This window comes from Bradyrhizobium sp. CCBAU 51765, assembly GCF_015291725.1.
Taxonomy (GTDB): Bacteria; Pseudomonadota; Alphaproteobacteria; order Rhizobiales; family Xanthobacteraceae; genus Bradyrhizobium; species Bradyrhizobium liaoningense.
This window is the reverse complement of record NZ_CP030038.1, coordinates 4,921,131-4,944,836: the sequence shown is the minus strand read 5'-3', so window position 1 is coordinate 4,944,836 and position 23,706 is coordinate 4,921,131. Positions and strand designations below refer to the sequence as shown.

Annotated in this window: 24 protein-coding genes; 14 read left to right on the top strand and 10 right to left on the bottom strand. The window is 64.9% G+C overall.

The features are described from left to right. The first annotated feature begins 142 nt into the window (after positions 1-142). The 4 genes from XH96_RS23770 (at position 143) to XH96_RS23755 (ending at position 4,682) form a co-directional block, all read left to right on the top strand. Complete coding sequence (locus tag XH96_RS23770) at positions 143-2,101, top strand: ABC transporter ATP-binding protein/permease (protein WP_194387910.1); 1,959 nt, start codon at positions 143-145, stop codon at positions 2,099-2,101. Between the two features lie 78 nt (positions 2,102-2,179). Then, positions 2,180-2,878: a phosphatidylserine decarboxylase gene (locus XH96_RS23765; RefSeq protein WP_194387909.1), complete on the top strand. Its 699-nt coding sequence runs from the start codon at positions 2,180-2,182 to the stop codon at positions 2,876-2,878. A gap of 79 nt (positions 2,879-2,957) precedes the next feature. Then, positions 2,958-3,839 (top strand): phosphatidylcholine/phosphatidylserine synthase, encoded by an 882-nt coding sequence (locus tag XH96_RS23760; RefSeq protein WP_194387908.1) that lies wholly within the window; start codon positions 2,958-2,960, stop codon positions 3,837-3,839. Between the two features lie 123 nt (positions 3,840-3,962). Beyond that, on the top strand, positions 3,963-4,682 hold the full coding sequence (locus XH96_RS23755) for an RraA family protein (RefSeq protein WP_194387907.1): 720 nt from the start codon (positions 3,963-3,965) through the stop codon (positions 4,680-4,682). A 16-nt stretch (positions 4,683-4,698) separates the two neighbouring features. Here the strand turns inward: XH96_RS23755 and XH96_RS23750 are convergent, their stop codons facing one another. Then, positions 4,699-4,989 (bottom strand): hypothetical protein, encoded by a 291-nt coding sequence (locus tag XH96_RS23750; protein WP_028179974.1) that lies wholly within the window; start codon positions 4,987-4,989, stop codon positions 4,699-4,701. Between the two features lie 303 nt (positions 4,990-5,292). Between XH96_RS23750 and XH96_RS23745 the strand changes: the two genes are divergently transcribed. The 7 genes from XH96_RS23745 to XH96_RS23715 all read left to right on the top strand — a co-directional run bounded on the left by XH96_RS23745 (position 5,293) and on the right by XH96_RS23715 (position 13,847). Next, positions 5,293-6,066 carry a motility protein A gene (locus XH96_RS23745; RefSeq protein WP_061877700.1) on the top strand — a complete coding sequence of 258 codons (774 nt, stop codon included), beginning with the start codon at positions 5,293-5,295 and terminating at the stop codon, positions 6,064-6,066. A gap of 23 nt (positions 6,067-6,089) precedes the next feature. Continuing rightward, complete coding sequence (locus XH96_RS23740) at positions 6,090-6,920, top strand: flagellar motor protein MotB (protein WP_131874557.1); 831 nt, start codon at positions 6,090-6,092, stop codon at positions 6,918-6,920. Between the two features lie 172 nt (positions 6,921-7,092). Next, positions 7,093-8,994, top strand: a complete 1,902-nt coding sequence (locus tag XH96_RS23735; RefSeq protein ID WP_061877698.1) for a potassium transporter Kup — start codon at positions 7,093-7,095, stop codon at positions 8,992-8,994. 140 nt (positions 8,995-9,134) lie between these two features. Next, positions 9,135-11,063: a potassium transporter Kup gene (locus XH96_RS23730; protein ID WP_194387906.1), complete on the top strand. Its 1,929-nt coding sequence runs from the start codon at positions 9,135-9,137 to the stop codon at positions 11,061-11,063. A 155-nt stretch (positions 11,064-11,218) separates the two neighbouring features. Next, positions 11,219-11,545, top strand: a complete 327-nt coding sequence (locus XH96_RS23725) for a rhodanese-like domain-containing protein (protein ID WP_194387905.1) — start codon at positions 11,219-11,221, stop codon at positions 11,543-11,545. An 8-nt stretch (positions 11,546-11,553) separates the two neighbouring features. Further along, positions 11,554-12,732 (top strand): aminotransferase, encoded by a 1,179-nt coding sequence (locus tag XH96_RS23720; protein WP_194387904.1) that lies wholly within the window; start codon positions 11,554-11,556, stop codon positions 12,730-12,732. A 2-nt stretch (positions 12,733-12,734) separates the two neighbouring features. Next, on the top strand, positions 12,735-13,847 hold the full coding sequence (locus XH96_RS23715; RefSeq protein WP_194387903.1) for a polyamine ABC transporter substrate-binding protein: 1,113 nt from the start codon (positions 12,735-12,737) through the stop codon (positions 13,845-13,847). Between the two features lie 24 nt (positions 13,848-13,871). On the opposite strand, the gene XH96_RS23710 is transcribed toward XH96_RS23715, so the two are convergent. The 6 genes from XH96_RS23710 to XH96_RS23685 all read right to left on the bottom strand — a co-directional run bounded on the left by XH96_RS23710 (position 13,872) and on the right by XH96_RS23685 (position 18,658). Then, positions 13,872-14,804, bottom strand: a complete 933-nt coding sequence (locus XH96_RS23710) for a lipid A biosynthesis lauroyl acyltransferase (protein WP_194387902.1) — start codon at positions 14,802-14,804, stop codon at positions 13,872-13,874. Between the two features lie 8 nt (positions 14,805-14,812). Then, positions 14,813-16,090: a beta-ketoacyl-ACP synthase gene (locus XH96_RS23705; protein ID WP_028178562.1), complete on the bottom strand. Its 1,278-nt coding sequence runs from the start codon at positions 16,088-16,090 to the stop codon at positions 14,813-14,815. 21 nt (positions 16,091-16,111) lie between these two features. Further along, positions 16,112-17,317 carry a beta-ketoacyl-ACP synthase gene (locus tag XH96_RS23700; protein WP_194387901.1) on the bottom strand — a complete coding sequence of 402 codons (1,206 nt, stop codon included), beginning with the start codon at positions 17,315-17,317 and terminating at the stop codon, positions 16,112-16,114. Then, on the bottom strand, positions 17,314-17,784 hold the full coding sequence (locus XH96_RS23695; protein WP_194387900.1) for a 3-hydroxyacyl-ACP dehydratase FabZ family protein: 471 nt from the start codon (positions 17,782-17,784) through the stop codon (positions 17,314-17,316). Before XH96_RS23695 ends, XH96_RS23700 begins: the two co-directional genes overlap by 4 nt. 10 nt (positions 17,785-17,794) lie before the next feature. Continuing rightward, the gene (locus tag XH96_RS23690) at positions 17,795-18,082 is read right to left on the bottom strand and encodes an acyl carrier protein (RefSeq protein ID WP_007592476.1); all 288 of its coding nucleotides are present in this window, start codon (positions 18,080-18,082) and stop codon (positions 17,795-17,797) included. Positions 18,083-18,316: 234 nt separating this feature from the next. Next, the gene (locus XH96_RS23685; protein ID WP_131874546.1) at positions 18,317-18,658 is read right to left on the bottom strand and encodes a hypothetical protein; all 342 of its coding nucleotides are present in this window, start codon (positions 18,656-18,658) and stop codon (positions 18,317-18,319) included. Between the two features lie 318 nt (positions 18,659-18,976). Between XH96_RS23685 and XH96_RS23680 the strand changes: the two genes are divergently transcribed. The 3 genes from XH96_RS23680 to XH96_RS23670 all read left to right on the top strand — a co-directional run bounded on the left by XH96_RS23680 (position 18,977) and on the right by XH96_RS23670 (position 20,199). Beyond that, entirely contained in the window at positions 18,977-19,600 is a 624-nt protein-coding gene (locus XH96_RS23680) for a ParB-like protein (protein WP_194387899.1), read from the top strand. 138 nt (positions 19,601-19,738) lie between these two features. Next, the gene (locus tag XH96_RS23675; protein WP_194387898.1) at positions 19,739-19,882 is read left to right on the top strand and encodes a hypothetical protein; all 144 of its coding nucleotides are present in this window, start codon (positions 19,739-19,741) and stop codon (positions 19,880-19,882) included. A gap of 149 nt (positions 19,883-20,031) precedes the next feature. After that, positions 20,032-20,199, top strand: a complete 168-nt coding sequence (locus XH96_RS23670; RefSeq protein WP_165936397.1) for a hypothetical protein — start codon at positions 20,032-20,034, stop codon at positions 20,197-20,199. Between the two features lie 109 nt (positions 20,200-20,308). Here XH96_RS23670 and XH96_RS23665 read toward each other — a convergent pair whose 3' ends face one another. The 3 genes from XH96_RS23665 to XH96_RS23655 all read right to left on the bottom strand — a co-directional run bounded on the left by XH96_RS23665 (position 20,309) and on the right by XH96_RS23655 (position 23,281). Then, the gene (locus tag XH96_RS23665; protein ID WP_194387897.1) at positions 20,309-20,812 is read right to left on the bottom strand and encodes an MgtC/SapB family protein; all 504 of its coding nucleotides are present in this window, start codon (positions 20,810-20,812) and stop codon (positions 20,309-20,311) included. A 10-nt stretch (positions 20,813-20,822) separates the two neighbouring features. Beyond that, entirely contained in the window at positions 20,823-21,404 is a 582-nt protein-coding gene (locus XH96_RS23660; RefSeq protein WP_194387896.1) for a peroxidase-related enzyme, read from the bottom strand. 137 nt (positions 21,405-21,541) lie between these two features. Continuing rightward, on the bottom strand, positions 21,542-23,281 hold the full coding sequence (locus tag XH96_RS23655; protein WP_194387895.1) for an ATP-binding protein: 1,740 nt from the start codon (positions 23,279-23,281) through the stop codon (positions 21,542-21,544). Positions 23,282-23,706: the final 425 nt, after the last annotated feature.

Sequence of the window (23,706 nt, the reverse complement as noted above, 5' to 3'; positions counted from 1 at the left end):
GGGAATCTACCGGTAAATGACGATAAACAATCAAAGATTCGCCATCTGGCGGGGTGCGCGGGCATCGGGAAGGCTCTATATGACGGACGAAAATCGTTAATCGCAGTTTCGCCCGCATCCGGCGGGCTTTTCAGGTTTCTTGATGGTCCAACCTCAATCGCTCGACGGCGCCGACGTTCCTGATCCTCCCGCCGGAGGACCGCAGGCCGGGGCCACGCTGATGGGCACGCTGGCGCATCTGTGGCCCTATATCTGGCCGGGCGATCGCTCCGATTTGAAGATGCGGGTGGTCTGGTCGCTGGTGCTGCTGCTCGCCGCCAAGCTGATCACGCTGGCCGTGCCGTTCAGCTTCAAATGGGCGACGGATGCGCTGACCGGCGCCAACACCGCGCCGGTGCAGCCCGATAACTGGCATCTCTGGGTGATCGCCTCGCCATTGCTGCTGACTGCAAGCTATGGCGTGATGCGCATCCTGATGGCGGTGCTGACGCAATGGCGCGACGGCATCTTCGCCCGCGTCGCCATGCATGCGGTGCGCAAGCTCGCCACCATCACCTTCATTCACATGCACGAGCTGTCGCTGCGCTTTCACCTCGAGCGCAAGACCGGCGGCCTGACGCGCGTGCTCGAGCGCGGCCGCGAGGGCATCGAGGTCATCGTGCGCATGGTGATCCTGCAGCTGATCCCGACCATCGTCGAGGTCACGCTGCTGCTGGCGGTGCTGCTCTGGCAGTTCGACTGGCGTTACGTGGTCGTGACCCTGATCACGGTCGCGCTCTACATGTACTACACCTACATCGCGACCGAGTGGCGGATCGGCATCCGCCGCAAGATGAACGATTCCGACACCGAGGCGAACACCAAGGCGATCGACTCGCTGCTCAACTACGAGACCGTCAAATATTTCAGCGCCGAGGCGCGTGAGGCGCAGCGCTACGACAAATCGGTGGAGCGCTACGAGGAGGCGAGCGTCCGCACCTATACGTCGCTCGCGGTGCTCAACACCGGCCAGGCAGTGATCTTCACGCTGGGCCTGACCGCGACCATGCTGATGTGCGCGATCGGCGTGCGCAACGGCACCAACACCGTCGGCGATTTCGTGCTGGTCAACGCCATGATGATCCAGCTCTACCAGCCCCTGAACTTCATGGGCATGGTCTATCGCGAGATCAAGCAGGCGATCATCGACATCGAGAAGATGTTCAATGTGCTGGGCCGCGAGGCCGAGATCAAGGATGCGCCTGGCGCGAAGCCGCTGGTCATCTCCGCGGGCATCGTGCGCTTCGAGGACGTGCGCTTTGCCTACGAGCCGGCGCGCCCGATCCTGAAAGGCATCAGCTTCGAGGTGCCGGCCGGGAAGACCGTCGCCATCGTCGGCCCGTCGGGCGCAGGCAAGTCGACCATCTCGCGGCTGCTGTTCCGCCTGTATGACGTCTCCGGCGGCAAGATCCTGATCGACGGCCAGGACATCCGCGACGTCACGCAGGCGAGCTTGCGGGCATCGATCGGCATGGTGCCGCAAGACACCGTGCTGTTCAACGACACCATCCGCTACAACATCCGCTACGGCCGCTGGGATGCGACCGATACCGAGGTCGAGGAGGCGGCGCGCCTTGCGCAGATCGACCATTTCATCCGCATGGCGCCGAAGGGTTACGAGACCCAGGTCGGCGAGCGCGGCCTGAAGCTGTCGGGCGGCGAGAAGCAGCGCGTCGCGATCGCGCGCACGGTGCTCAAGGCGCCGCCGATCCTGGTGCTGGACGAAGCGACCTCGGCGCTCGACACCCACACCGAGCACGAGATCCAGGGTGCGCTCGAGCGCGTGGCGAAGAACCGCACCTCGCTGGTGATCGCGCACCGGCTTTCGACCATCGTCGGCGCCGACGAGATCATCGTGCTCGACCAGGGCCGCATCGCCGAGCGTGGCACCCACGCCAAACTGCTCGCGCAGGGCGGCCTCTATGCCAGCATGTGGAACAGGCAGCGCGAGGCCGAGGCGGCACGCGAGAAACTGGCCAAGATGGCCGACACCAGCGCGGCGCCCAACCGGGAGCCGCCGCCGGTCGATGACATCCTGACGACGCCTGCGGCGGTCGACTGACCTTGTCTCCGGTCCCAACTCTGGCCTAAACAAGCGCGCGCGACGACCCGTGCCATTAACCCCGAGCGGCAGATAGCGATGTCCATTCTCGATTCGATCCAGCGCCAGATCCCGCCGATCCACAAGGAGGGCTATCCCTTCATCGGTGGCTTCGCGCTCGCAAGCCTGGTCCTGTTCTGGCTGTGGTCGCCGCTGGGGTGGATCGGCACGATCCTGACCGTGTGGTGCGCGCTGTTCTTCCGCGACCCCGTCCGCGTGACGCCCGTGCGTGACGGGCTGGTGGTGTCGCCCGCCGACGGCCGCGTTTCGATGATCACCATGGCGCTGCCCCCGGCCGAGCTCGGGCTCGGCGACCGGCCGCTGCCGCGCATTTCGGTGTTCATGAGCGTGTTCAACTGCCACGTGAACCGCGCGCCCGTGGCGGGCAGGGTGGATCGCATCGCCTATCGGCCCGGCCTCTTCATCAACGCCGAGCTCGACAAGGCGAGCGAGGACAATGAGCGCAACTCGCTGGTCATCACGACGCCGACGGCGCGGATCGGCGTGGTTCAGATCGCCGGCCTCGTCGCCAAGCGCATCGTCTGCTTCGTCAAGGAAGGGCAGGCGATCGGTGCCGGCGAGCGCTTCGGCCTGATCCGCTTCGGCTCCCGCCTCGACGTCTATTTGCCCGTGGGCACCAGGGCGCTGGTCTCCGAAGGGCAGACCGCGATCGCCGGAGAGACGATCCTGGCCGACCTTGCCAGCGAAGACCCAAGCCGCGCCTACCGCGCCAATTGACCAATAGTCGTGCTTGTGGGCCTTCCGCCGCAATGGCGGAGGGGGGCGCGGCTTGCTATATCTCGCCTCGAGGTGAGCAATGACGCCCTATGACTTCAAAGATCCCGATGTGCGCCGCCGGCGGTTTCGACCGATCCCGGTGCGGATGCTGGTGCCCAACGTCATCACGCTGCTGGCGATCTGCGCCGGCCTGACCTCGATCCGGCTGTCGATCGAGGGGCGGATGACGCTCGCCGTCTACGCCATCGTGTTCGCGGCCGCGCTCGACGGCATCGACGGCCGCATCGCGCGCATGATCAAGGGCCAGTCCAAGTTCGGCGCCGAACTCGACAGCCTCGCCGATTTCGTCAATTTCGGGGTGGCGCCCGGCCTGATGCTGTACTTCTGGCAGCTGCACGAGCTCGGCAATGCCGGCTGGATCGCCGCGATGGTGTTCGCGATCTCCGGCGGCCTGCGGCTGGCGCGCTTCAACGCCACCATGGATGATCCGAACAAGCCGGCCTTCGCGGCCAATTTCTTCACCGGCGTGCCGGCGCCCGCCGGCGCCATCACGGTGCTGCTGCCGATCTACATCGCGTTCCTCGAGCTTGGCCGGATCCCTGCGGCGGTGACGGCGGCCTATACGCTTCTGATCGCGTTTCTGATGGTGTCGCGCCTGCCGGTGTTCTCGGGCAAGACCAAGCGCATGCGCGTGCCGCCGGAGCTGGTGCTGCCGGCGTTCGTCGCCGTGATCGTCTTCATCGCGCTCTTGATCGCCTATCCCTGGCACGTGCTGTCGATCGGCACGGTGCTCTATCTGCTCTGCCTGCCGCTCGGCTACAAATCCTATCGCGATCAGGCGCGCGCGATGGAAGCTGCCGCGCCGGCGGGTGGCGAGGTCCCGTCACCGACTTCGGCGCCGACGCTGTCGAATCTGTCGGAGCCGGCGCACGAGGACGACCGGCCCGGACGTCTGCACTGAGCGCTCCTCGCGGATATCTGCCATGAGGCCTGCCTGAGTTGGGTGGAGGCCCGATCTCGGCTATATCGCCCCTGTGCCGGCGGCATCGCGCAATCAGCCGCCGCCAATCTGGGAGAGAACGCCGTGACCAATTCCGCGACCGGGCCGCTGCCCGCTTCCGTCATCGAGGCGCTGGGCCGTTATGACACGCCGACGATCTGCAATGCCATGGAGATCGTGGCGCCCGAGCGGCGCCTGATCGGCTACACCACGAAACCGCTGGTCTGTCCGTTCCCCGACCTGCCGCCGATCGTCGGCTACGCCCGCACGGTTGCGATCCGCTCGGTGCTGAAATCGTCGCTCCCGGCCGAGGAACAGTCGAAGCGCCGCATCGACTATTACGAATATGTCGGCACCGGCCATGGCCCGCGGATCTCGGTGATCCAGGACATCGACGGCCCCGATGTCGGCTACGGCGCATTCTGGGGCGAGGTGCAGAGCAACGTGCACAAGGCGCTCGGCTGCCTCGGCGTCATCACCGACGGCTCGATCCGCGACATCCCGCAATGGGCCCCGGGCTTCCAGGCGCTGGCCGGCTCGATCGGCCCGTCGCATGCCTGGGTGCATGCGGAAAGCTTTGGCGGCGAAGTGCGCGTCGCCGGCATGACCGTGAAGTCCGATGATCTCATCCACGCCGACCGGCACGGTGCCATCGTGATCCCGCTCGACGTCGCGGCAAAGCTGCCGGAAGCCGCGGAACTGTGCGGCCGCCGCGAGACGCCGATCCTGGAGATCGCCCGCAGCCCCGACTTCTCGCTGGAGAAGCTGAAGGCCGCGCTGAAGCGCTCGGCGGAGATTCACTAGACGGCAATCGAATGACCTACGGCCGTGATGGCCGTGGGTCGCCTTGTTCCGTCAGAAACAGGACCGCCTGATCCGGCTCGCCGAACACTGCGGCGGCGCATCCGATCAGGGTGAAGCCGCCGGCAAGGTCCCATAGCGTGATACCCTCCGCATTGTCCGGGAGGTGAATCAAGCGCGCTGCCATCACCGCGAAGGCGGCCTCGGCAAAGAGCACGAGGCTGAAAGCCGGCAGGACGAGTTCCGGCTCCAGCAGGTGGAGCGCCAGCACCGCGGGCAGCGCGGTGAGAAGACCGAACAGCGTCAACATGGCGATGGCTCCCGCAATCGAGCATGCCGCGCCAGTATCAGACACCAATCGATCCCTGGTCACGATGTGGCGGAGGGCCGCAGCCGATGTGGCGGCGTGGCGCGCCCCGCCAATGGTTAGCGAAGTGTTGAAGTTCCTGTCGCCGGACGTCAATCGCAGCGGGCGCTGTGGCATGCAGCACACTGTCCGGACTTAACCTTTACGCGGCTTTAAGGGCGGCGCTCTAGGGTTTCCGGTGCGGTTCGGGGTCGGGCCGCACCAGCGGCCAGGACGGCCGTTGTCGCGTACGCGTTGGAGTCGATAATGGATATCGCAACACTTGTCGGCCTGGCCGCGGGCGCCACTGTTGTGTCGACGCTGATCTTGATGGGCGGCAGCTTCGGGATGTTTTACGACATCCACGCCGTGATCGTCATCTTCGGCGGTTCGTTCGCCGCAACGATGATCCGCTTTCCATTGTCCGCGATGATCCACGGCGTGCCGCTCGGCGCAAAGTTTGCCTTCACCCTAAGCCGCCTTTCGGCTCACGATCTCGTCGACGAACTCGCCCGCATCGCGGAAATCGCTCGCAAGCAGGGCCCGGTCGGACTGGAAAAGGTCGAGACCGACGAGCCGTTCCTCGCCAAGGGTATCCGCTACGTCGCCGACGGCTACGACCTCGATTTCATTCGCGACAATCTGGAGCGCGACCGCGACAATTTCCTGATGCATCTCGACGAAGGCAGCAAGATCTATCGCGCCGTCGGCGACTGCGCTCCGGCGTTCGGCATGATCGGCACGCTGCTCGGCATGGTGCAGATGTTCTCCAACATGTCGGACCCTTCCAAGCTCGGCCCGTTCATGGCCACCGCCCTGCTGGCGACGCTGTATGGCGCGGTTGTCGCCAACCTGATCTGTTTGCCGATCGCCGACAAGCTGCATGGCAAGCTGCTCGACGAAGAAACGAACCGCACCTTGATCATCGACGGCATCCTGATGATCCGCGATTCCAAGAGCCCGACGCTCGTGCGCGAAATGCTGCTGGCCTATCTGCCTGAGAAGCATCGTCACACCGAGGGAGAGCCGGTGCCGGCGTAAGGCCGCGCGCCGGGATTTGAGAGATGGCCAAGAAGAAGCGCGGCGATGCTCACGGCGGCGGTCACGGCTGGTTCGTGACCTTCGCCGACCTGATGGCGCTGCTGCTGGCGTTTTTCGTGATGCTGGTTGCGTTCTCCACGCAGGACGCCAACAAGCTGAAGATCGTCGCGGGCTCGATGCGCGAGGCGTTCGGTGTTCAGAGCGAAGCGCGCTACTCCGGCATCGTCGAGTCCGACGGCCTGCCGACCCGTCCGCGGCTGAAGAATGTCGACCACATCCAGCCCGAGGATGCCTCCAACACGCCGACGCCGGACCAGGAAGACCGCGACAAGACGTCCGGCGCGAAGATCAAGGTCGACCGCAATTTCGCGCTGGCCGCGGCCTCGCTGCGCCAGGCGTTGCAGGACATGCCGGAACTGACCGAGATGTCCAAGCACATCATGTTCGAGGAGACCAAGCAGGGCCTCAACCTGGAGATCGTCGACCAGGACGGCCGCTCGATGTTCGCCGACGGCTCCAAGGTGCCCTATGACCGTACCCGGCGTCTGATCGAGAAGCTTGCGATTCCGCTCAAGGCCACGCCGCTGCGCGTATCCATCGCCGGCCACACCGCGGCAGGATTTGTACCGACCCGCAGCGACTACGGCGCCTTCGATCTGTCGGCCGACCGCGCCAACGCCGTGCGCCAGATCCTTGAACGCGAAGGTCTGCCGCCGTCGCATATTTTCGCCGTCTCGGGCAAGGCGGATACCCAGCCCCTGTTTCCGGACGATCCCTCGCTCGCGGCCAACCGTCGGGTGACCATCACCCTGATGCGTGAAGATCCGCCGCTGCCGCCGAATCTGAAGCCGTAACCCCTTGCGCTACCATTCTACCTGAGGCATGTCGTCGCTCTGGCGATGAACGTTGCCACGGCGTCACAGCTTCTGCCGCGGCGCCTGCTATGGTGCTGGACCGATTGACAGGCGCGACGGAAGCGTCAATAGGCGCCGGATCAAATTCAGGGACGAAGCGTTTCTCACCCCCATGACGGCGAGCATCACATCGACCGAGACCCAGGACGGGCAGCCGGTCACATCAGGCTTTTGGGCCCTTACGCTCGGGAGCATCGGCGTCGTCTTCGGGGATATCGGCACCTCGCCGCTTTACGCATTTCACGAGGCCGTCAAGGGCGCGGCCCACGGCGAGCCGGTCTCGCGGGTCATCGTGCTGGGCGTGCTCTCGCTGATCCTGTGGGCGCTGCTGATCGTCGTCACCGCCAAATACGTCCTGCTGCTGCTGCGCGCCGACAACAACGGGGAGGGCGGCACGCTCTCGCTGATGGCCCTCGGCCAGCGCGCGCTCGGGCGGCGGAGCTGGGTCCTGCTCGCGCTCGGTGTGGTCGGCGCCTCCATGTTCATCGGCGATTCCATGATCACGCCGGCGATCTCGGTCCTCTCGGCGGTTCAGGGCCTCAAACTCGCGACCCCCGCGCTCGAGCACTATGTCGTGCCGCTCACCGTCCTCATCCTGGTGCTGCTGTTCGCTGTCCAGAGCAAGGGAACCGCATTGGTCGCCTCGGCCTTCGGGCCGGTGATGGTGGTCTGGTTCACCGTCATCGCCGTGATGGGGGCCGTCCACATCGCCGACGACCCTTCCGTGCTGGCGGCGATCAATCCCTATTATGCGGTGCAGTTCGTGCTGTCGCACGGCGTGATCGGCCTCGTGACACTCGGCGCCGTGTTCCTGGCGGTGACGGGCGGCGAGGCGCTTTATGCCGATCTCGGCCATTTCGGCCGCAAGCCGATCCAGTCGGCCTGGATGTTCTTCGTGCTGCCCGCGCTTCTGATCAACTATTTCGGGCAGGGCGCACTGGTGCTGTCCGATCCCAGCGCGATCGAACACTCCTTTTATCGCATGGTGCCCGAGAGCCTGGTGCTGCCGCTGGTCGGACTTGCGACTGCCGCAACCGTGATCGCGAGCCAGGCGGTGATCACCGGCGCCTATTCGCTGGTCTACCAGGCTGTACAGCTCGGGCTGCTGCCGCGTTTCGAGGTGCGTTACACCTCCGAATCCCACGCGGGCCAGATCTATCTGCCGCGCGTGAACCGCCTGCTGCTGATCGGCGTGATGCTGCTGGTGCTGCTGTTCCACACCCCCAGCAATCTGGCCTCTGCCTACGGCATTGCGGTCTCCACCACCATGGTCGCCGACGGCATCATGGGCTTCGTCGTGATCTGGAAGTTGTGGAACTGGCGTGCGGCGACGGCCGCGGCCGTGATCGTCCCCTTCGTCATCGTCGATTTGAGCTTCTTCAGCGCCAACCTGCTCAAGCTGCTCGAAGGCGCCTGGGTGCCGCTGCTGTTCGGCGTCGTCATGGCAGGGACGATCTGGACCTGGCGCAAGGGCTCCGCAATTCTGATCCAGAAGACGCGACGGATCGAGGTGCCGCTGGACGATCTGATCCGCAGCCTGGAGAAGCGGCCGCCGCATATCGTCAAGGGCACGGCGGTGTTCCTCACCAGCGATCCCGCCTTCGTGCCGACCGCGCTGCTGCACAATCTCAAGCACAACAAGGTGCTGCACGAGCACAACGTCATCCTGACCATCGAGACCGCGCATACGCCGCGGGTCGATCTGTCGGAGCGGTTCAGGATGGAGAAGATCAGCGACAAGTTCTCCAAGGTCCGTCTGCGCTTCGGTTATATGGAGCAGCCGAACGTGCCGAAGGCGCTCGCCATCGCGCGCAAACAGGGCTGGCAGTTCGACATCATGTCGACGTCGTTCTTCGTGTCGCGGAGATCGCTGAAGGCCTCGGCGCAATCGGGCATGCCGCTGTGGCAGGACCATTTATTCATCGCGCTCAGCCGGTCCGCCAATGACGCCACCGACTATTTCCAGATTCCCACCGGGCGGGTGGTTGAAGTCGGAACCCAAGTCACCATCTAACCGCAACTATGCGAGTCATGCAGATTTGCATGACCAGGGCCCGAAAACGGGCTAGGCTATGCTGACAGCGCAGGACTATAAGCCGCGCGCTCCTCCGCCGTTGTGCAGTGAAGCATTTTTAGAGGCCACTGGGCTCTCCCATGACAAACGACGCAGCGATTACCGCCCCGGAAACGGCGGCGGTCAATGGGCATGGTGAGGCCCACACCACCGCCGGTTTCGGTGCGCTGACGCTCGGCAGCATCGGCGTCGTCTATGGCGATATCGGCACCAGTCCGCTCTACGCGTTCCGCGAGGCGGTGACGGCGGCTTCCGGGCACGACGGCCTGCCGACGGCTGCGGCCGTGCTCGGTGTGCTCTCCCTGATCCTGTGGGCGCTCATCATCGTGGTGACGCTCAAATATGTCGTGATCCTGCTCCGCGCCGACAACAACGGCGAGGGCGGCACGCTGGCGCTGATGGCGCTGGCCCAGCGCGCGGTGGGCGCCGGCAGCACGACCATCGCGCTGCTCGGCATCATTTCCGGAGCGTTGTTTTACGGCGATGCCGTGATTACGCCGGCCCTCTCGGTGCTGTCGGCGATCGAAGGCATGAAGGACGTCACTCTGAAGTTCGAGCCTTACATCGTTCCGCTGACCGTGGTGATCCTGGTCGCTCTGTTCGCGGTGCAGTCCCGCGGCACGGCGCGCGTTGCCGCCTTTTTCGGCCCGATCATGTGTGTCTGGTTCGCGGTGCTCGCGCTGGCGGCGATCCATCCGATCATCGAGCAGCCGCAGGTGCTGTACGCGCTGAACCCGCTCTATGCCGTGTCCTTCATGCTCCATCACGGCCTGATCGGCTTCGTGACGCTGGGCGCGGTGTTCCTGGCCGTGACCGGCGCCGAGGCGCTCTATGCCGACCTCGGCCATTTCGGCAAGCGGCCGATCCAGACCGCCTGGCTGTTCATCGTGCTGCCGTCGCTGGCGCTGAACTATCTGGGGCAGGGGGCGCTGGTGCTCGCCGATCCCGGCGCGATCGTCAGCCCGTTCTTCCAGCTCTTTCCGCAAGGTTTTGTCCGCGGCTGCATGGTCGTGCTGGCGACCATGGCGACCGTGATCGCAAGCCAGGCGGTCATCACCGGCGCCTATTCGCTGACGCGGCAGGCGATCCAGCTCGGCCTGCTGCCGCGCTTTGAAATTCGCCATACGTCGGAAGCCCATTCCGGCCAGATCTTCATCCCGCGCATCAACCAATTGCTTTTGGTTGCGGTGGTGCTGCTGGTGCTCATGTTCCGCTCCTCCAGCGCCCTGGCCTCGGCCTACGGCATCTCGGTCACCGGCACCATGGTGGTCACGGCCATGATGGGCTTTGTCGTGATCTGGAAGGTCTGGCGGTGGTCGCCATTCGCCGCCGCCGCTCTCATTGCGCCATTCCTGTTCCTCGACCTGACCTTCCTCTCCGCCAACCTGCTCAAGGTGTTCGAGGGCGGCTGGGTGCCGCTGGCGCTTGGCGCGCTCATGATCATCCTGATGTACACGTGGCGGCGCGGCAGCCGGCTCTTGTTCGAGAAGTCGCGCAAGCTCGAGTTCCCGCTCGCCGACCTCGTCGCCATGCTGGAGAAGCGGCCGCCCCAGCGCGTGCCGGGAACCGCGGTATTCCTCACCTCGGACCCAATCAGCGCGCCGACCGCGCTGATGCACAGCCTGAAGCACTACAAGGTGCTGCACGAGAAGAACGTCATTCTCACCATCGAGACCGCGCAGACCCCGCGCATCGATCCGTCCGAGCGCGTCAGGCTGGAGCAGATCTCACCGACCTTCTCCAAGGTGACGCTGAAGTTCGGCTTCATGGAATCGCCCAACGTGCCGAAGGCGCTGGCGATCGCCCGCAAGCTGGGCTGGCAGTTCGACATCATGTCGACCTCGTTCTTCCTGTCGCGCCGGGCGCTGAAGCCCGCCGTCCATTCCGGCATGCCGCGGTGGCAGGACCGGCTGTTCATCTCGCTCAGCCGCTCCGCCAACGACGCCACCGACTATTTCCAGATCCCGTCCGGCCGCGTTGTCGAGGTCGGCACGCAGGTGACCATCTAGGGCGGGGATTCGCAGCAGACTTCAAGCCGCTGCGATTTAGCTTTAACTTGCGCCGCGCGGCTCAAGCCTTTGTAGCGCTTGATTTTCGCCTCCCGAGAGGCGAGGTTGCCGCCGGCCGGGTCGCCCGGCATGCGCCTGCGACGTTGGAGGATGATGTGGCGAATCAAGTACAGGATCTGACCCCGGACGAGGTTTCCAAGGGTATCGCGGAAGGGCGCTATCTGCTCGTCGACGTTCGCGAACCGAACGAGGTTCAAGCCGAGGCCTATCCCTACGGCGTCGTGGTGCCGCTCTCGACCTTCGATCCCAAGGCGATTCCCGATCCCGCCGGCAAGGAGGTCGTGTTCGCCTGCCGCTCGGGAAAACGCTCCGTGACGGCCTCGCTGGCGGCGCAGGCGGCGGGCCTTCCTTACAACAAGCATCTGGCCGGCGGCATGCTGGGCTGGAAGGCGGCGGGGCTCCCCAGCAAGGTCGGCGGCTGATCGGCCCGATGTCCAAAAGCTCGTCCCTGAACAAGGTCTTTGCCGACCTTCCCGTCACCATCTTCGAGGCGATGTCGCAGGCCGCGCGCGACAACAACGCCATCAATCTCGGCCAGGGCTTTCCCGACGATCCCGGCCCGGAGGACATCCGCCGCGCCGCGGCCGAGGCCTCGCTGAACGGCTACAACCAGTACCCGTCGATGATGGGCCTGCCGGAGTTGCGCCAGGCAATCGCGACCCATTATGGCCACTGGCACGGCCTTGCGCTCGATCCGATGAGCGAAGTGATGGTCACCTCGGGCGGCACCGAGGCGCTGACCTCGGCGATCCTCGCGGTGGTCCAGCCCGGCGACGAGGTGGTCTGCTTCCAGCCGGTCTATGATTCCTATTTGCCCATCATCCGCCAGGCGGGCGGCATTCCGCGCCTGGTCCGTCTCGAGCCGCCGCACTGGCGGCTGAATGAGGACATGCTGAAAAGCGTCTTCAATTCAAAGACCAAGGCGGTGCTGTTCAACAATCCCTTGAATCCGTCCGCGGTGGTCTATCCGCGCGAAGACCTCGAGCTGCTGGCGCGCTATTGCCAGGAGTTCGACGTCATCGCGATCTGCGACGAGGTCTGGGAGCACGTCACCTTCGACGAGCACAAGCACGTCCCGCTCATCACCATTCCCGGCATGCGCGAGCGCACAATCAAGGTCGGCTCGGCCGGCAAGATCTTCTCGCTGACCGGCTGGAAGATCGGCTTCGTCTGCGCCGCACCGCCCTTGCTGCGCGTCGCCGCCAAGGTGCACCAGTTCCTGACCTTCACCACCGCGCCGAACCTGCAGGCCGCCGTCGCCTACGGCCTCGGCAAGTCCGACGACTACTTCCTGTCGATGCGCAAGGATCTGACGCGGAGCAGGGACCGCCTGACCAGGGGGCTGGAGAGCCTCGGGTTCCCCGTACTGAAGTCGCAAGGCACCTACTTCCTCACCGTGGATCTGTCACCGCTCGGGCTCAACGAGAGCGACACGGAATTCTGCTGGCGCATCGTGAAAGACTACAAGGTTGCGGCGATCCCGGTCTCGGCCTTCTACGAGCAGGATCCGGTCACTTCGGTGGTGCGGTTCTGCTTTGCCAAGAAGGACCAGACGCTCGACACCGCGCTGGAACGGCTGTCGGACGCGGTGCGCGGGCGCAAGAGGTAGGGATGACGAACGTCGGCCGCGCCAAGCTTTGCCTTGGTTTTGCATTCGCCGCAGCGCTGACGTTGCTCTCCGCGCCCGCCGGCGCCGAGGAGCGGGTCGTCAACTTCTACAACTGGTCCAACTACATGGCGCCGGGTGTCCTGGAGGCCTTCACCAGGGAGACCGGCATCAAGGTGGTCTACGACACCTTCGATGCCAACGAGACCCTGGAGACGCGCCTGATGGCCGGCAAGTCCGGCTACGACGTCGTGGTGCCCACGGCGTATTTCCTCCAGCGTCAGATCAAGGCCAACATCTTCCAGAAGCTCGACAAGTCGAAGCTGCCGAACCTCAGCAATGCCTGGCCGGTGGTGACGCAGCGTCTCGGCATCTACGATCCCGGCAACGTCTACGCCGCCAACTACATGTGGGGCACGACGGGCGTCGGCTACAACGTCGCCAAGGTGAAGCAGATCCTCGGCCCGGACGCGAAGATCGACAGCTGGGACATCGTCTTCAAGCCGGAGAACCTGGCCAAATTCAAAGATTGCGGCGTGCACATGCTCGACTCCGCCGACGACATCTTTCCGGCGGCGCTGAGCTGGCTCGGGCTCGATCCGAACTCGACCAAGCAGGCGGACCTCGAGAAGGCCGCCGAGGCCGTCGCGAAAGTCCGTCCCTTCGTGCGCAAGTTCCACTCGTCCGAATATTTGAGCGCACTTGCCACCGGCGAGATCTGCTTCGTGGTCGGCTGGTCCGGCGACATCATGCAGGCCCGCGCCCGCGCGGCCGAAGCCAAGAGTGGCATCGAGATCGGCTATGCCATTCCGAAGGAGGGGGCGCAGATGTTCTTCGACAATCTCGCGATCCCCGCGGATGCCAAGAACGTCAAGGAAGCCTACGAGCTGATCAACTACCTCTACCGCCCCGAGGTTGCCGCAAAGAACTCGGACTTCCTGTCCTACGCGAGCGGCAATCTCGCCAGCCAGAAGGTGGTCGACCCGAAGATCCTAGGCGACAAGAACATCTATCCGGACGAGGCGACGCTCGCAAAACTGTTCGTCATCACGGCGCGCGAGCCGGCGACCCAGCGGGTGATCAATCGGCTGTGGACCAAGGTGAAGACGGGGCGGTAGAGAAGGCACCCGTCAGACGGCGAGCTACCGCCACCTGCGATGCAGCCACAGCCACTGCTCGGGATGCTCGCGCACCCAGCCTTCCACGACGCTCGTGATCGCCTGCGTGGTGCCCTGGATGTCGATCTTGCCATCAGCATCGCGCACCGGCTGGATCTCTTCGGTCAGCTCGCCGCGGAAGCGGCCGTCGGGCAGGCGGATGATGCGGACGCCGTGGATCGGGCATTCGACCTGGCGCAAGAGGCGCGCCAGCATCGGGTTGGCGCGGGTCTTGCGGCCGAAGAAGGTGACCTCGACGCCGGCGGTGAGATACTGGTCGATCAGCATGGCGACATGCTTGCCGTCCTTGAGCGCCTGCGCGAGCCGCAGCGGCGCGTCGCGGCCGGCCGGGATCAGCGTGCCCATGTTGACCTGGCGCATCTCCTGGATGATGCGGTCGGCCGAGGCGATGTTCGGGCGGCGATAGAGAATCGCCGTTTCCAGTCCATGCGCGACGGCGGCGAGCGCGGGCAATTCCCAGTTCGCAAGGTGCGCGGCGAAGATCAGCGCCGGCTTGCCGTCGTCGCGGATCTGGTCGAACAGCTCGATGCTGCGCGGGGAGATCTCCATTCGACTCTTCTCCGGGCCATCGCGATCGTAATCCCAGACGTGGTCGATATGGGCGAACTCGGCGCCGACGCGGCCGAGATTGTCCCAGACGCCCATCAGGATCCGGTCGATCTCCTCCGGCGATTTCTCCGGAAAGGCGGCGGTGAGATTGGCGCGGCCGATGCGGTGCTCGCGCAGGCGCGGGCCGATCAGCTTCACGGTGCGCGCGAAGAAGTCCGAGGTCTTGACCGGATCGAAATAGCGCGTGGTGCGCAGCATCGCGACCGTCGCCGCGCCGATCAGGCTTCCGCCGAGCGACTTGGCGGCTTCCCGCGCGCGGGCCTTCATGCTCGCAGGACGCAGCGACATGCGTCCGGTCAGACCGGTTCGCGGGTCAGGATCAGCGAGGCGTTCTGACCGCCGAAGCCGAACGAATTCGACATCACCGCGGTCACGCGGGCGTCGCGCGCCTTGTTGCCGACGACGTTGAACAGGATCGCGGGATCAGGATTGTCGTAGTTGATCGTCGGCGGAATGCGCTGATGCTCGAGCGTCAGCAGCGAGAAGATCGCCTCCACCCCACCGGCGGCCGAGATGGTGTGGCCGACCATCGACTTGTTGGAGGTGACCGGAATCTTCTGCGCGAGCTCGCCGAATACGGCTGATGTCGTGTTGAACTCCATCTTGTCGTTTTCGGGTGTCGAGGTACCGTGCGCGTTGATGTGGTCGATCTGGTCCGGCGTCATCCCGGCATCGGCCAGCGTCTTGTTCATGCAGCCGATGATCGGCTTGCCGTCGGGCGAGGAGCGGGTGCGATGGAAGGAATCGGTGAGCTCGCCGCATCCGGCAATCACGCCGAGGATCTTCGCGCCGCGCGCAGTCGCCGCCTCGTAGCTTTCGAGCACCAGTGCGCCGGCGCCTTCGGCCATCACAAAACCATCGCGGTTCTTGGAGAAGGGGCGGGAGGCCGCCTGCGGCGGATCGTTCTGGGTCGACAGCGCCGACAGCAGCGAGAAGCGCACCAGCGCTTCCGGGTTCACGGTGCCGTCGGTCGCGACGCACAGCGCGGCATCGGTCTCGCCGCGGCGGATCGCCTCGACGCCGAGCTGGATCGAGGTCGCACCCGAGGCGCAGGCCGTGGACAGCGAGATCGGCGACCCCTTGGTGCCGAACGTCTCGGCGAGAGATGCGGCGACCGAGCCGAACATGAAGCGGTGATGGTAGGCGCTGTACTTGCCGCCGCCGGAAATGCGCAGCAGATCGTCATAATTGATGTCGAGCTGGCCGACGGCGCGACCCAGTTCGCGACGCTGCGGCCATTCCACCTCGACCGGCGCAACGGCAAGAAAAAGGGGACCGGGGAAATCGGCCTTGGCGCCGATGCCGGCCTGCTCCAGCGCTTCCTGCGTCGCGATCTCGGCCATCCGTTCGGACAGGGCGGTGGAGGAGAACGGATCGACGCTGACGAAATCGACCGTGCCCGCCATCGTGGTCTTCAGGCCGTCGATCGGAAAACGCGTGATGGTGCGGATACCGGATTCGCCGGCGACGAGCTTCGCCCAATTGTCGGTCTTGCCGGCACCGAGCGACGTCAAGATGCCCATGCCGGTGACGACGACGACGGGGCGCCCGAATTTGTCGCGTGCTGCAGTCATGTCGATCCCCGCTTGAGCTAACTAAACTGCCTCGACCAGCGCCATGCCTTCGCCGCGCCAGTGTCCAGCTCCCACCACCACAATCTGGGTGGGCGCACCCTGCATTTCAATCTCGGTGCCGGTCGAATCGTTCGGCGGGAACAGTGCACCACGCGAGATCGACAGCGCAGCGAGCGCAATTCCGAGCGGGAATTGCGTCTCCATGGCGTGGCCGAACGCCGTGCCGGTCGAGCGCACCGGAAAGTCGGCATGGCTCTTCAGGAAGCCGCGCTCTTCCGAGGTCGCGGGCTCCGCACCGGTCGCTCCGGTGATGATGGCGCCCTTGCCCTCGCGCTTCGGCAGCTTGGCCCACAGCTTCTCCAGCGTCGCGGCCATGTCGCCGGGCCGCTTGCGTTTGGCGAGGTCCGCGACGACGCTGGACAATTTGGCGAACGGCTTTGCGCCGCGCGCTTGCGCATGCGTCTTCGATTCCAGCACCAGGAAGGCGCCGGCGGAGCCGAGCGCGAAGCCGGCGTGGTCCTTGCGCGCCCATACGGGAGCGAACCTGTTCTTGAGGTTGAAGTCGCCGAATTCGTAGAGGACCAACAGGTCCTTGCGCTCGCCATTGTGCGAGCCGCCGACCAGCGCGATGTCACTTTCGCCCGAGGCGATGCGCGCAAGCGCAATGCGGGCGGCATCGGCGCCGGCGACCTCTTCGCCCATGAAGGTGCGCGAAGTGCCTCCCAGGCCGTGCACGATGGCGATGTTTCCGGCGAGCAGGTTGGAGAGCTGGGCCAAAAACAGCGTCGGCCTGAGATCGCTCATCAAGCGCTCGTTGAGGAAGCCGGGCGCGTTGGCGCCCTTGGCCTCGGCCGTCAGCACGCCGCTGTCGACGTTGAGATCGCGCTCTCCGCCGCCGGCGGCGACGACCATGTCGATCTTCGACAGGATGTCCTTGTTGCCCTTGATACCGGCGGAATCGAGCGCAAGACCTGCGGCGTAGGTGCCGATGCGCTGCCAGGCTTCCATCTGGCGCTGGTCGCCCTTCTTCGGGATCTGGCTGTCGAGGACAACGGGCATCAGCGGATGCACGATGTAGGGCGCAAAGCCCTTCTCGTCGACATTGATTCGCTTCTCCTGAAGCGCGGCCCAGTTGGCGTCCAGACCCTCGCCGAGCGAGGTCGCAAGGCCAATGCCGGTGATCCAGACCTCGGTCTGGCCAGGCTTCGAAGCGGGAGTGTCAATCATGTCGATACGGCCTGTTGCGGAAATCCGACGCGCTTGGCGATCGCGTCCATGTGCGAGCGCATATCCGCATTGGGGAAGGGGATCAGCGTGAAGGTGAGCGCCGAATTGGCGCGCAGCTTGCCGCCGACTCTGATCTTGGCTTCGGTCATCGCATAGCCGGAGCCTTCATGGGTGAGGCGCGCTTCGATGCTCATGAGATCGCCGGGGAAGACCGAGCCGCGGACCTTGGCCTCCTTCACGGCGGCCAGGATCGGCATACGCTCGAACCTGAATACGCCGAGCTGAAGCCAGCCCGAGGCCTGCGCCATCGATTCGATCAGGAGCACGCCGGGCATCAAGGGATAACCCGGGAAGTGCCCCTCGAAGATGGTGCTTTCCTTCGGGACCTGCGCTTCGACGACGATCGTCTTCTCATCGACCTTGAGGTCGACGATGCGGTCGATCATGTGGAAGTATTCGAGTTGCATGACTGCGCCCTTAGGCGCTCGCGCCCTTGGCCGCAACCAGTTCGTCGATGCGGGCGCACAGGTTCTTCAGCACGAAATACTGCTCGGTGGTCGCCTTGCCGTCGTTGACCTCCTGAGTCCACTTCTCCAGCGGCAGCTTGATGCCGAACTGCTTGTCGATCGCGAACGCGATGTCCAGAAAATCGAGGCTGTCGATGCCGAGGTCATCGATGGCGTGGCTATCCGGCGTGATCGTGTCGCGCGGGATGTCGCAGGTTTCAGCGATGATCGTGGCGACCTGATCGAATGTGGAAGACATCACTAAGCCTTTGATATATTGCGGGTATTTGTCAGATTGTCCAGAGTGGCACGGTGGGTGGGCATCGCGCCCCGAATGACGCCCTCAACCCCCCCTCTGGCCGGGTCGAAAGCCCGTATATCGGAGCGCCGCCCCGAGTTCAATGGAGCCGGGCAGGCCAAGGGGATCGCAAAGGGACAGGCTTGGGGATGCCACCGGGACCCTTCCGCCGGACGGCCAGCGGCGGGCCGGCCCCTAAATATGCGGCGTCGTGATCTTGACGCAGTCGCGGCGACCCATCAGCACGCAATCCTGGGTCCGGCGCAGGTCGGCGATGCTAACCGCGAGCCAGATCCCGATCGCGGTCAGCGCGATGGTGAAGGCCAGCGCCGCGATGTTGGCAAGCATGCGCTGGCGGAAATTGTCGGGTTCGGCGCGGGGCCGCTCGTAGCGCGACAGGTCCAGCCGATCGGGAGCGACGCGCAACGGTTGTACGGTGCCGTTGCCGCGCTGGGCCGCCGTGGGAGGCGAGGTGCGCGGCCTGAACTGGAGCACCCGGTGCTCGTCATCCGAGCTTATGGGCCGCTGGTTGTTCATGGGGCGGGGATCACTCCGAAGCAGCGATTTAGATAGCATACGTGACGCGCGCGTTGCAGAAAATCTTCTCAATGCTCGCGTGCATTTGTTCATTTGCACTATTTGTGCATGGGCCGGTGTGGAGCTCTCCGGGAACCGGCCGTCGTGGTGGTGGCGCGGGTTGCGCCGCAACGACAGGGATCGCAACGGCCACGGAGTTCGTCCCTCCGTCCCGCCAGTACCGACTTGTGATCTCGGCGTCCTTTCCGAACGCATTTTGTCGCCGCGGGGCCCATGGCATAGTCGCGGGAAGCCGGACCATCCGAGGACCTATCGATCATGACCAATACGCGCGAGCCGCGAGTGCATCCTGTCCCGATCCTGTCGCTCCGGCCGACGCAGATGACGGTCGGCATGCGCGAGGTCAGGGAGAAGCGCAAGCGCTGGCGCGAGCACGACGAGAAGAAGCAGGCTGATCTGCTCGGCAAGCACATGATCCCCGTCGTCTATGGCCCCGATTCGCGCTACTACGTGATCGATCACCATCATCTCGGCCGCGCGCTGCACGATGAAGGCGTCAAGGAGGTGTTGGTGACCATCGTCGGCGACCTCAGGATGGTCGAGCGCAAGGCCTTCTGGGGCGTCATGGACAACAAGCGCTGGGCCTATCCCTACGACGCCAAGGGCGAGCGGCGATCGTTTCGCGACCTGCCGAAATCGGTCGCCGACCTCAAGGACGATCCGTTTCGCAGCCTTGCCGGCGAATTGCGCCGCATGGGCGGCTTCGCCAAAGACACCACGCCGTTCTCCGAATTTCTGTGGGCCGATTTCCTCCGCCGACAGGTCTCGCGCAAGGTGGTGGAGTCCGATTTCGACAGGGCGATCGAGAAGGCGATGGCCGCGGCCAGAAGCAAGAATGCCGTCTATCTGCCCGGCTGGTGCGGTCCGGCGGACGATGATTAGGGCCGTGGCGCCAGCGGCACCACCCGCCGCGCCACATCACGGTCGCTTGAGCGAAATCACTTTCCCGTCTCCATGAAGCGGTCCTGAAACAGGGCCACCCCATCTCTTTGGGGTATCGAGCTTACACAGGAGGCCGGAATGCGCCGTCTTGTTCTTGCCATTGCCTTGCTCGCCGTCGCCTCAGCAGGGATTTCGGCATCGTTTGCCGCAGTTCACCACGCCAAGACATTGTCATTTGCCGATCGTTTTGCCCCGGCGCTCGAGTTGATGACAAAACGCTAGCGGCTTGGCGGCCCGGACACGCTTGATCTTCCGCAAATTTGCGGCGGCGGCCGGCGGCTATGGTCCGCCTGCATGATTGCCGAAGCAGCATTGCGTCCCGATGTCGAGGGCGAGGTGGGCTCCAGGTCATGCCGACTGGAGACATGGCCATGAGCATCATCTTTCGCATCCTCTTCGTCATCGCCGGCGCGGTCACCGCGCTGTTCGTTGCGCGCGATGCCCTGAACTTCACGATCATCCAGACCTTCGTTGCGATTCTGCTCGTGACCGCCATTCTGGGCGCTGGAAGTCTCTGGAGCCTGCGGCGGAAGACGTGAGCGGCAGCAGGCGATCGGGTTGCGGCAGATGCAGTGCTCGCCAGAACCCTTCGATTCGATGGAGCCTTGCACGCGCTCGCCTCCGAGGCGATTGCGCGGCGTATGATCACTAGCCGCTAGTGCGGGGACCCGCAGGCGGCGTGGTCTCCGGCCGGTGCGGATCCTCTTTGCCGCCGAGCGCGCGATGCAGCCAGCGCTCGATGCGGCGGCCGATCGTGAGCAGCACGAAGGCGACAGCCAGCGCGAGCAGGACGATCTTCCATTGTCCGGCGCCGCAGGCAATGCCGAGACAGGCGGCGAGAAAGGTGCAGGCCGCGCTGGTCAGGCCCCGCACGCGAAAGCGGTCGCTCTCGTGGACGATGACTCCGGCACCGAGAAAGCCGATGCCGGTCAGGATGCCCTGGATCACGCGGCTCGTCGCATCGGTCATCCTGCCGGGCTCGGCGAACTGGACTGCGAGCAGCACGACCGTTGCCGTGGAGAGCCCGACGATGCCGAGCGTCTTCAGCCCGATCGGCTTGCCGTGCAGGTCGCGGTTGAGGCCGATCGCGCCGCCGGCGAGCGTCGCCGCGCCGAGGCGCAGCAGGATTTCGGGCCAGTCCAGCTCGGTCATGTCTTGCCCGTCATGTCTTCGGCAGTCGTCCCATCAGGTAGAACTCCTCGTTCGGGCGCATGCCGGTGAAGTTCGCCAGCCGGTTCGACAATGCGAAGAAGGCGGCGATCGCGGCGATGTCCCAGATGTCGTCGTCGCTGAAGCCGTGCGGTTGGAGCATGGCGAAATCGTCCTCGGAAATCCGCTGCGCGTCAGTCGAGACCTTCATCGCGAAGTCGAGCATCGCCTTCTGCCGCGGGCTGATGTCGGCCTTGCGGTAGTTCACCGCGACCTGATCGGCAATCAGCGGGTTCTTGGCGCGGATGCGCAGGATCGCGCCGTGGGCGATCACGCAATATTGGCACTGGTTCGCCGCCGAAGTCGCCACCACGATCATCTCGCGCTCGGCCTTGGTGAGGCCGCCGTCCTTCTCCATCAGTGCGTCGTGATAGGCGAAGAAGGCGCGGAACTCGTCGGGACGATAGGCCAGCGTCAGGAACACGTTCGGCACGAAACCGCTCTTCTCCTGCACGGCGAGAAGTCGCGTGCGGATGTCCTCGGGCAGCGTATCGAGGGCGGGTGCGGGGAAGCGTTGCGCGGCGGTCTTTGTCATGGGCGTGGATTCCGGCTTGAGGCGGGAACCATAGTCGATGCGGGCGAGACGCTCCAGAGGCGTCGCAAGGTCTCGTGCCCCGGACGCGGCGCAGCGGCGTTGCACGCTGCGGGCGCGTCCGGGACACGAGAGATGTGCTACCGCAGCGGCTTCTTCAACAGCGAGAAGCGGTCCGGATCGAGGCCCATCGACGGTTGCAGCATCGGGGCTTCGACGCTGGACATCGTCTTCGCCGGCGGCGCCGAGAACACGGGGTCGTTCGGCACGTCGCGCTGCGAGGTGGCGCCGCGCCAGCGCTCGAGCACGGCGCTGACGAAATGCATGTCGTGGCCGGAGGTGACGGACGGCACGCTGCTGATGGTGGCCTCGCCGCGCGGCAATTGGTGCGGAGGCACCTCCTTGAAGCGCAGGCGCGTCGGCAGGGCGACGCCTTCGCCGAAGGCTAGCACTTCACGCGTGCCGAGGGACGGCACGAAGGAGAGCAGGTTCGCGGCTGCGTCCGACACTGCGGCGCGCAGCAAGGCCTGGTCGCGGTCGTTGGCAAGGCGCATCGTGAACAGCGTGTTGCACTGGGAGATGATGGTGGCGTCGAGCTCGGCCGGGCGCTGGGTGATGAGGCCGAGATAGACGCCGTATTTGCGACCCTCCTTGGCGATGCGCGACACCGCCTTGCGGGTCGGCCCGAAACCGACGTTGCGGTCGGCGGACGCATAGCGATGCGCTTCCTCGCAGACGAACAGCAAGGGCGAGACGCCGTCGCTCCACAGGCCGAAGTCGAAGGCCATGCGGCACAGCACCGAGACGACGGAATCGATGACTTCGGCCGGGAAGCCGGCGAGCTGCATCACTGTCATCGGCTTGCCGTTGGCGGGCAGGCGGAACAGATGGCTGATCACCTCGGCCATGGTGTCGCCGCCGACATTGGCGTTGTCGAACATGAAGGCGTAGCGCGGGTCGTTGCGCACCGCCTCGATGCGCGAGATCAGCTTGTGATAGATGATGCGCGAGGAGCGGTTTTCGAGCTTGCCCATGCGCTCATCGATCAGCGACAGCAGGTCGACCAGGCGATAGGGCACCGGCGTGTCGATCGTGTAGCCGATCTGCTTGGGATCGATGCGCTTGAGGCCGATGCGGTCGGCGTTCTGGTACTGGGTGTAGACGCCCTTGGCCAGCGGGATCACCTCGGCGAGGATGTCGAGCTCCTCGGGCACGCCGGCGCGGCCGCCGAACAGCACGTCGACGATTTCCTCGAAGTTGAACAGCCAGAACGGCAGCTTCAGGTTCCGCGGGTTGAGCACCAGCGCGCGGTCGCCGAAGCAGCGGCCATATTCGTTGTGCACGTCGAGCAGGAAGATGCGCAGGTTCGGTCGCGCCTTCAGGATCTCGTTGAGCAGGAGCGAGACGCCGGTCGATTTGCCGACGCCGGTCGACCCCAGCACCGCAAAATGCTTGGACAGCATTTCCTCGACGTCGACATAGGCGACGACGGAGCGATCCTGCTGGAGGAAACCCACGTTGATCTGATCCGACCCGGTCGGCGCGTAGATCGTGCGCAGCTCCTGGCTGGTGATCAGGTCGACGGCATCGCCGATGGTCGGATAGTTGGTGACGCCGCGCTGGAATTTGGCCTTGTCCGCAGCGTTGAGGATCTCGCCGAGCAGGTCGACCGAGGCGATGGCGATGTAGCCGTCGGAGCTCGACAGGTTCTCGCAGGAGACCTCGGTGATCATCGCAACGATGACGGAGCTGGCGCAGCGAATGCTGACGAAACGGCCGACGGTCGCCCGAACCTCCGAGATCGGCATTTGGCTTGCCGCCAACAACCCGACCCGGGCGAGCGATCCGCGAACCGAAATCACGCGTCCAAAGGATGTCACGATGAATGAACCTGGCCAGAGCGAGGGATTTGCACCGGACTATGCGCGGCCGTCGCTGGACAAAGGGTTAAGCGCCGGGCGCGCCCGCTCCGTTAAATCCGCGGCAGTTCGGCCAACAGGTTTGGTCCTGATGCATACTCATGGGCGGAATCGCCGGGAAACTGCTGCTTTTCCAGGCCGGTGCGTCGAGCCGGCCTTAAGGAAGACTTTACCATTCAGGCGGGCGACCGCCCGTTTGGAAGACCCAGCCGGCCCTGCCGGGCCGTCATTTGCGGGGGGCATGGCGGCTTGATTTGTTGACGGGACCTAATCATTTGTACATTAGTACAAATGAAATCGCTGCCACCGGTGCCGTGCGGGGCGCGCGTCGTTGTGCCCCGCGTTCAATGGCGCCGTCCGGTCCGGCGGATCGTAGCGACGTCCCT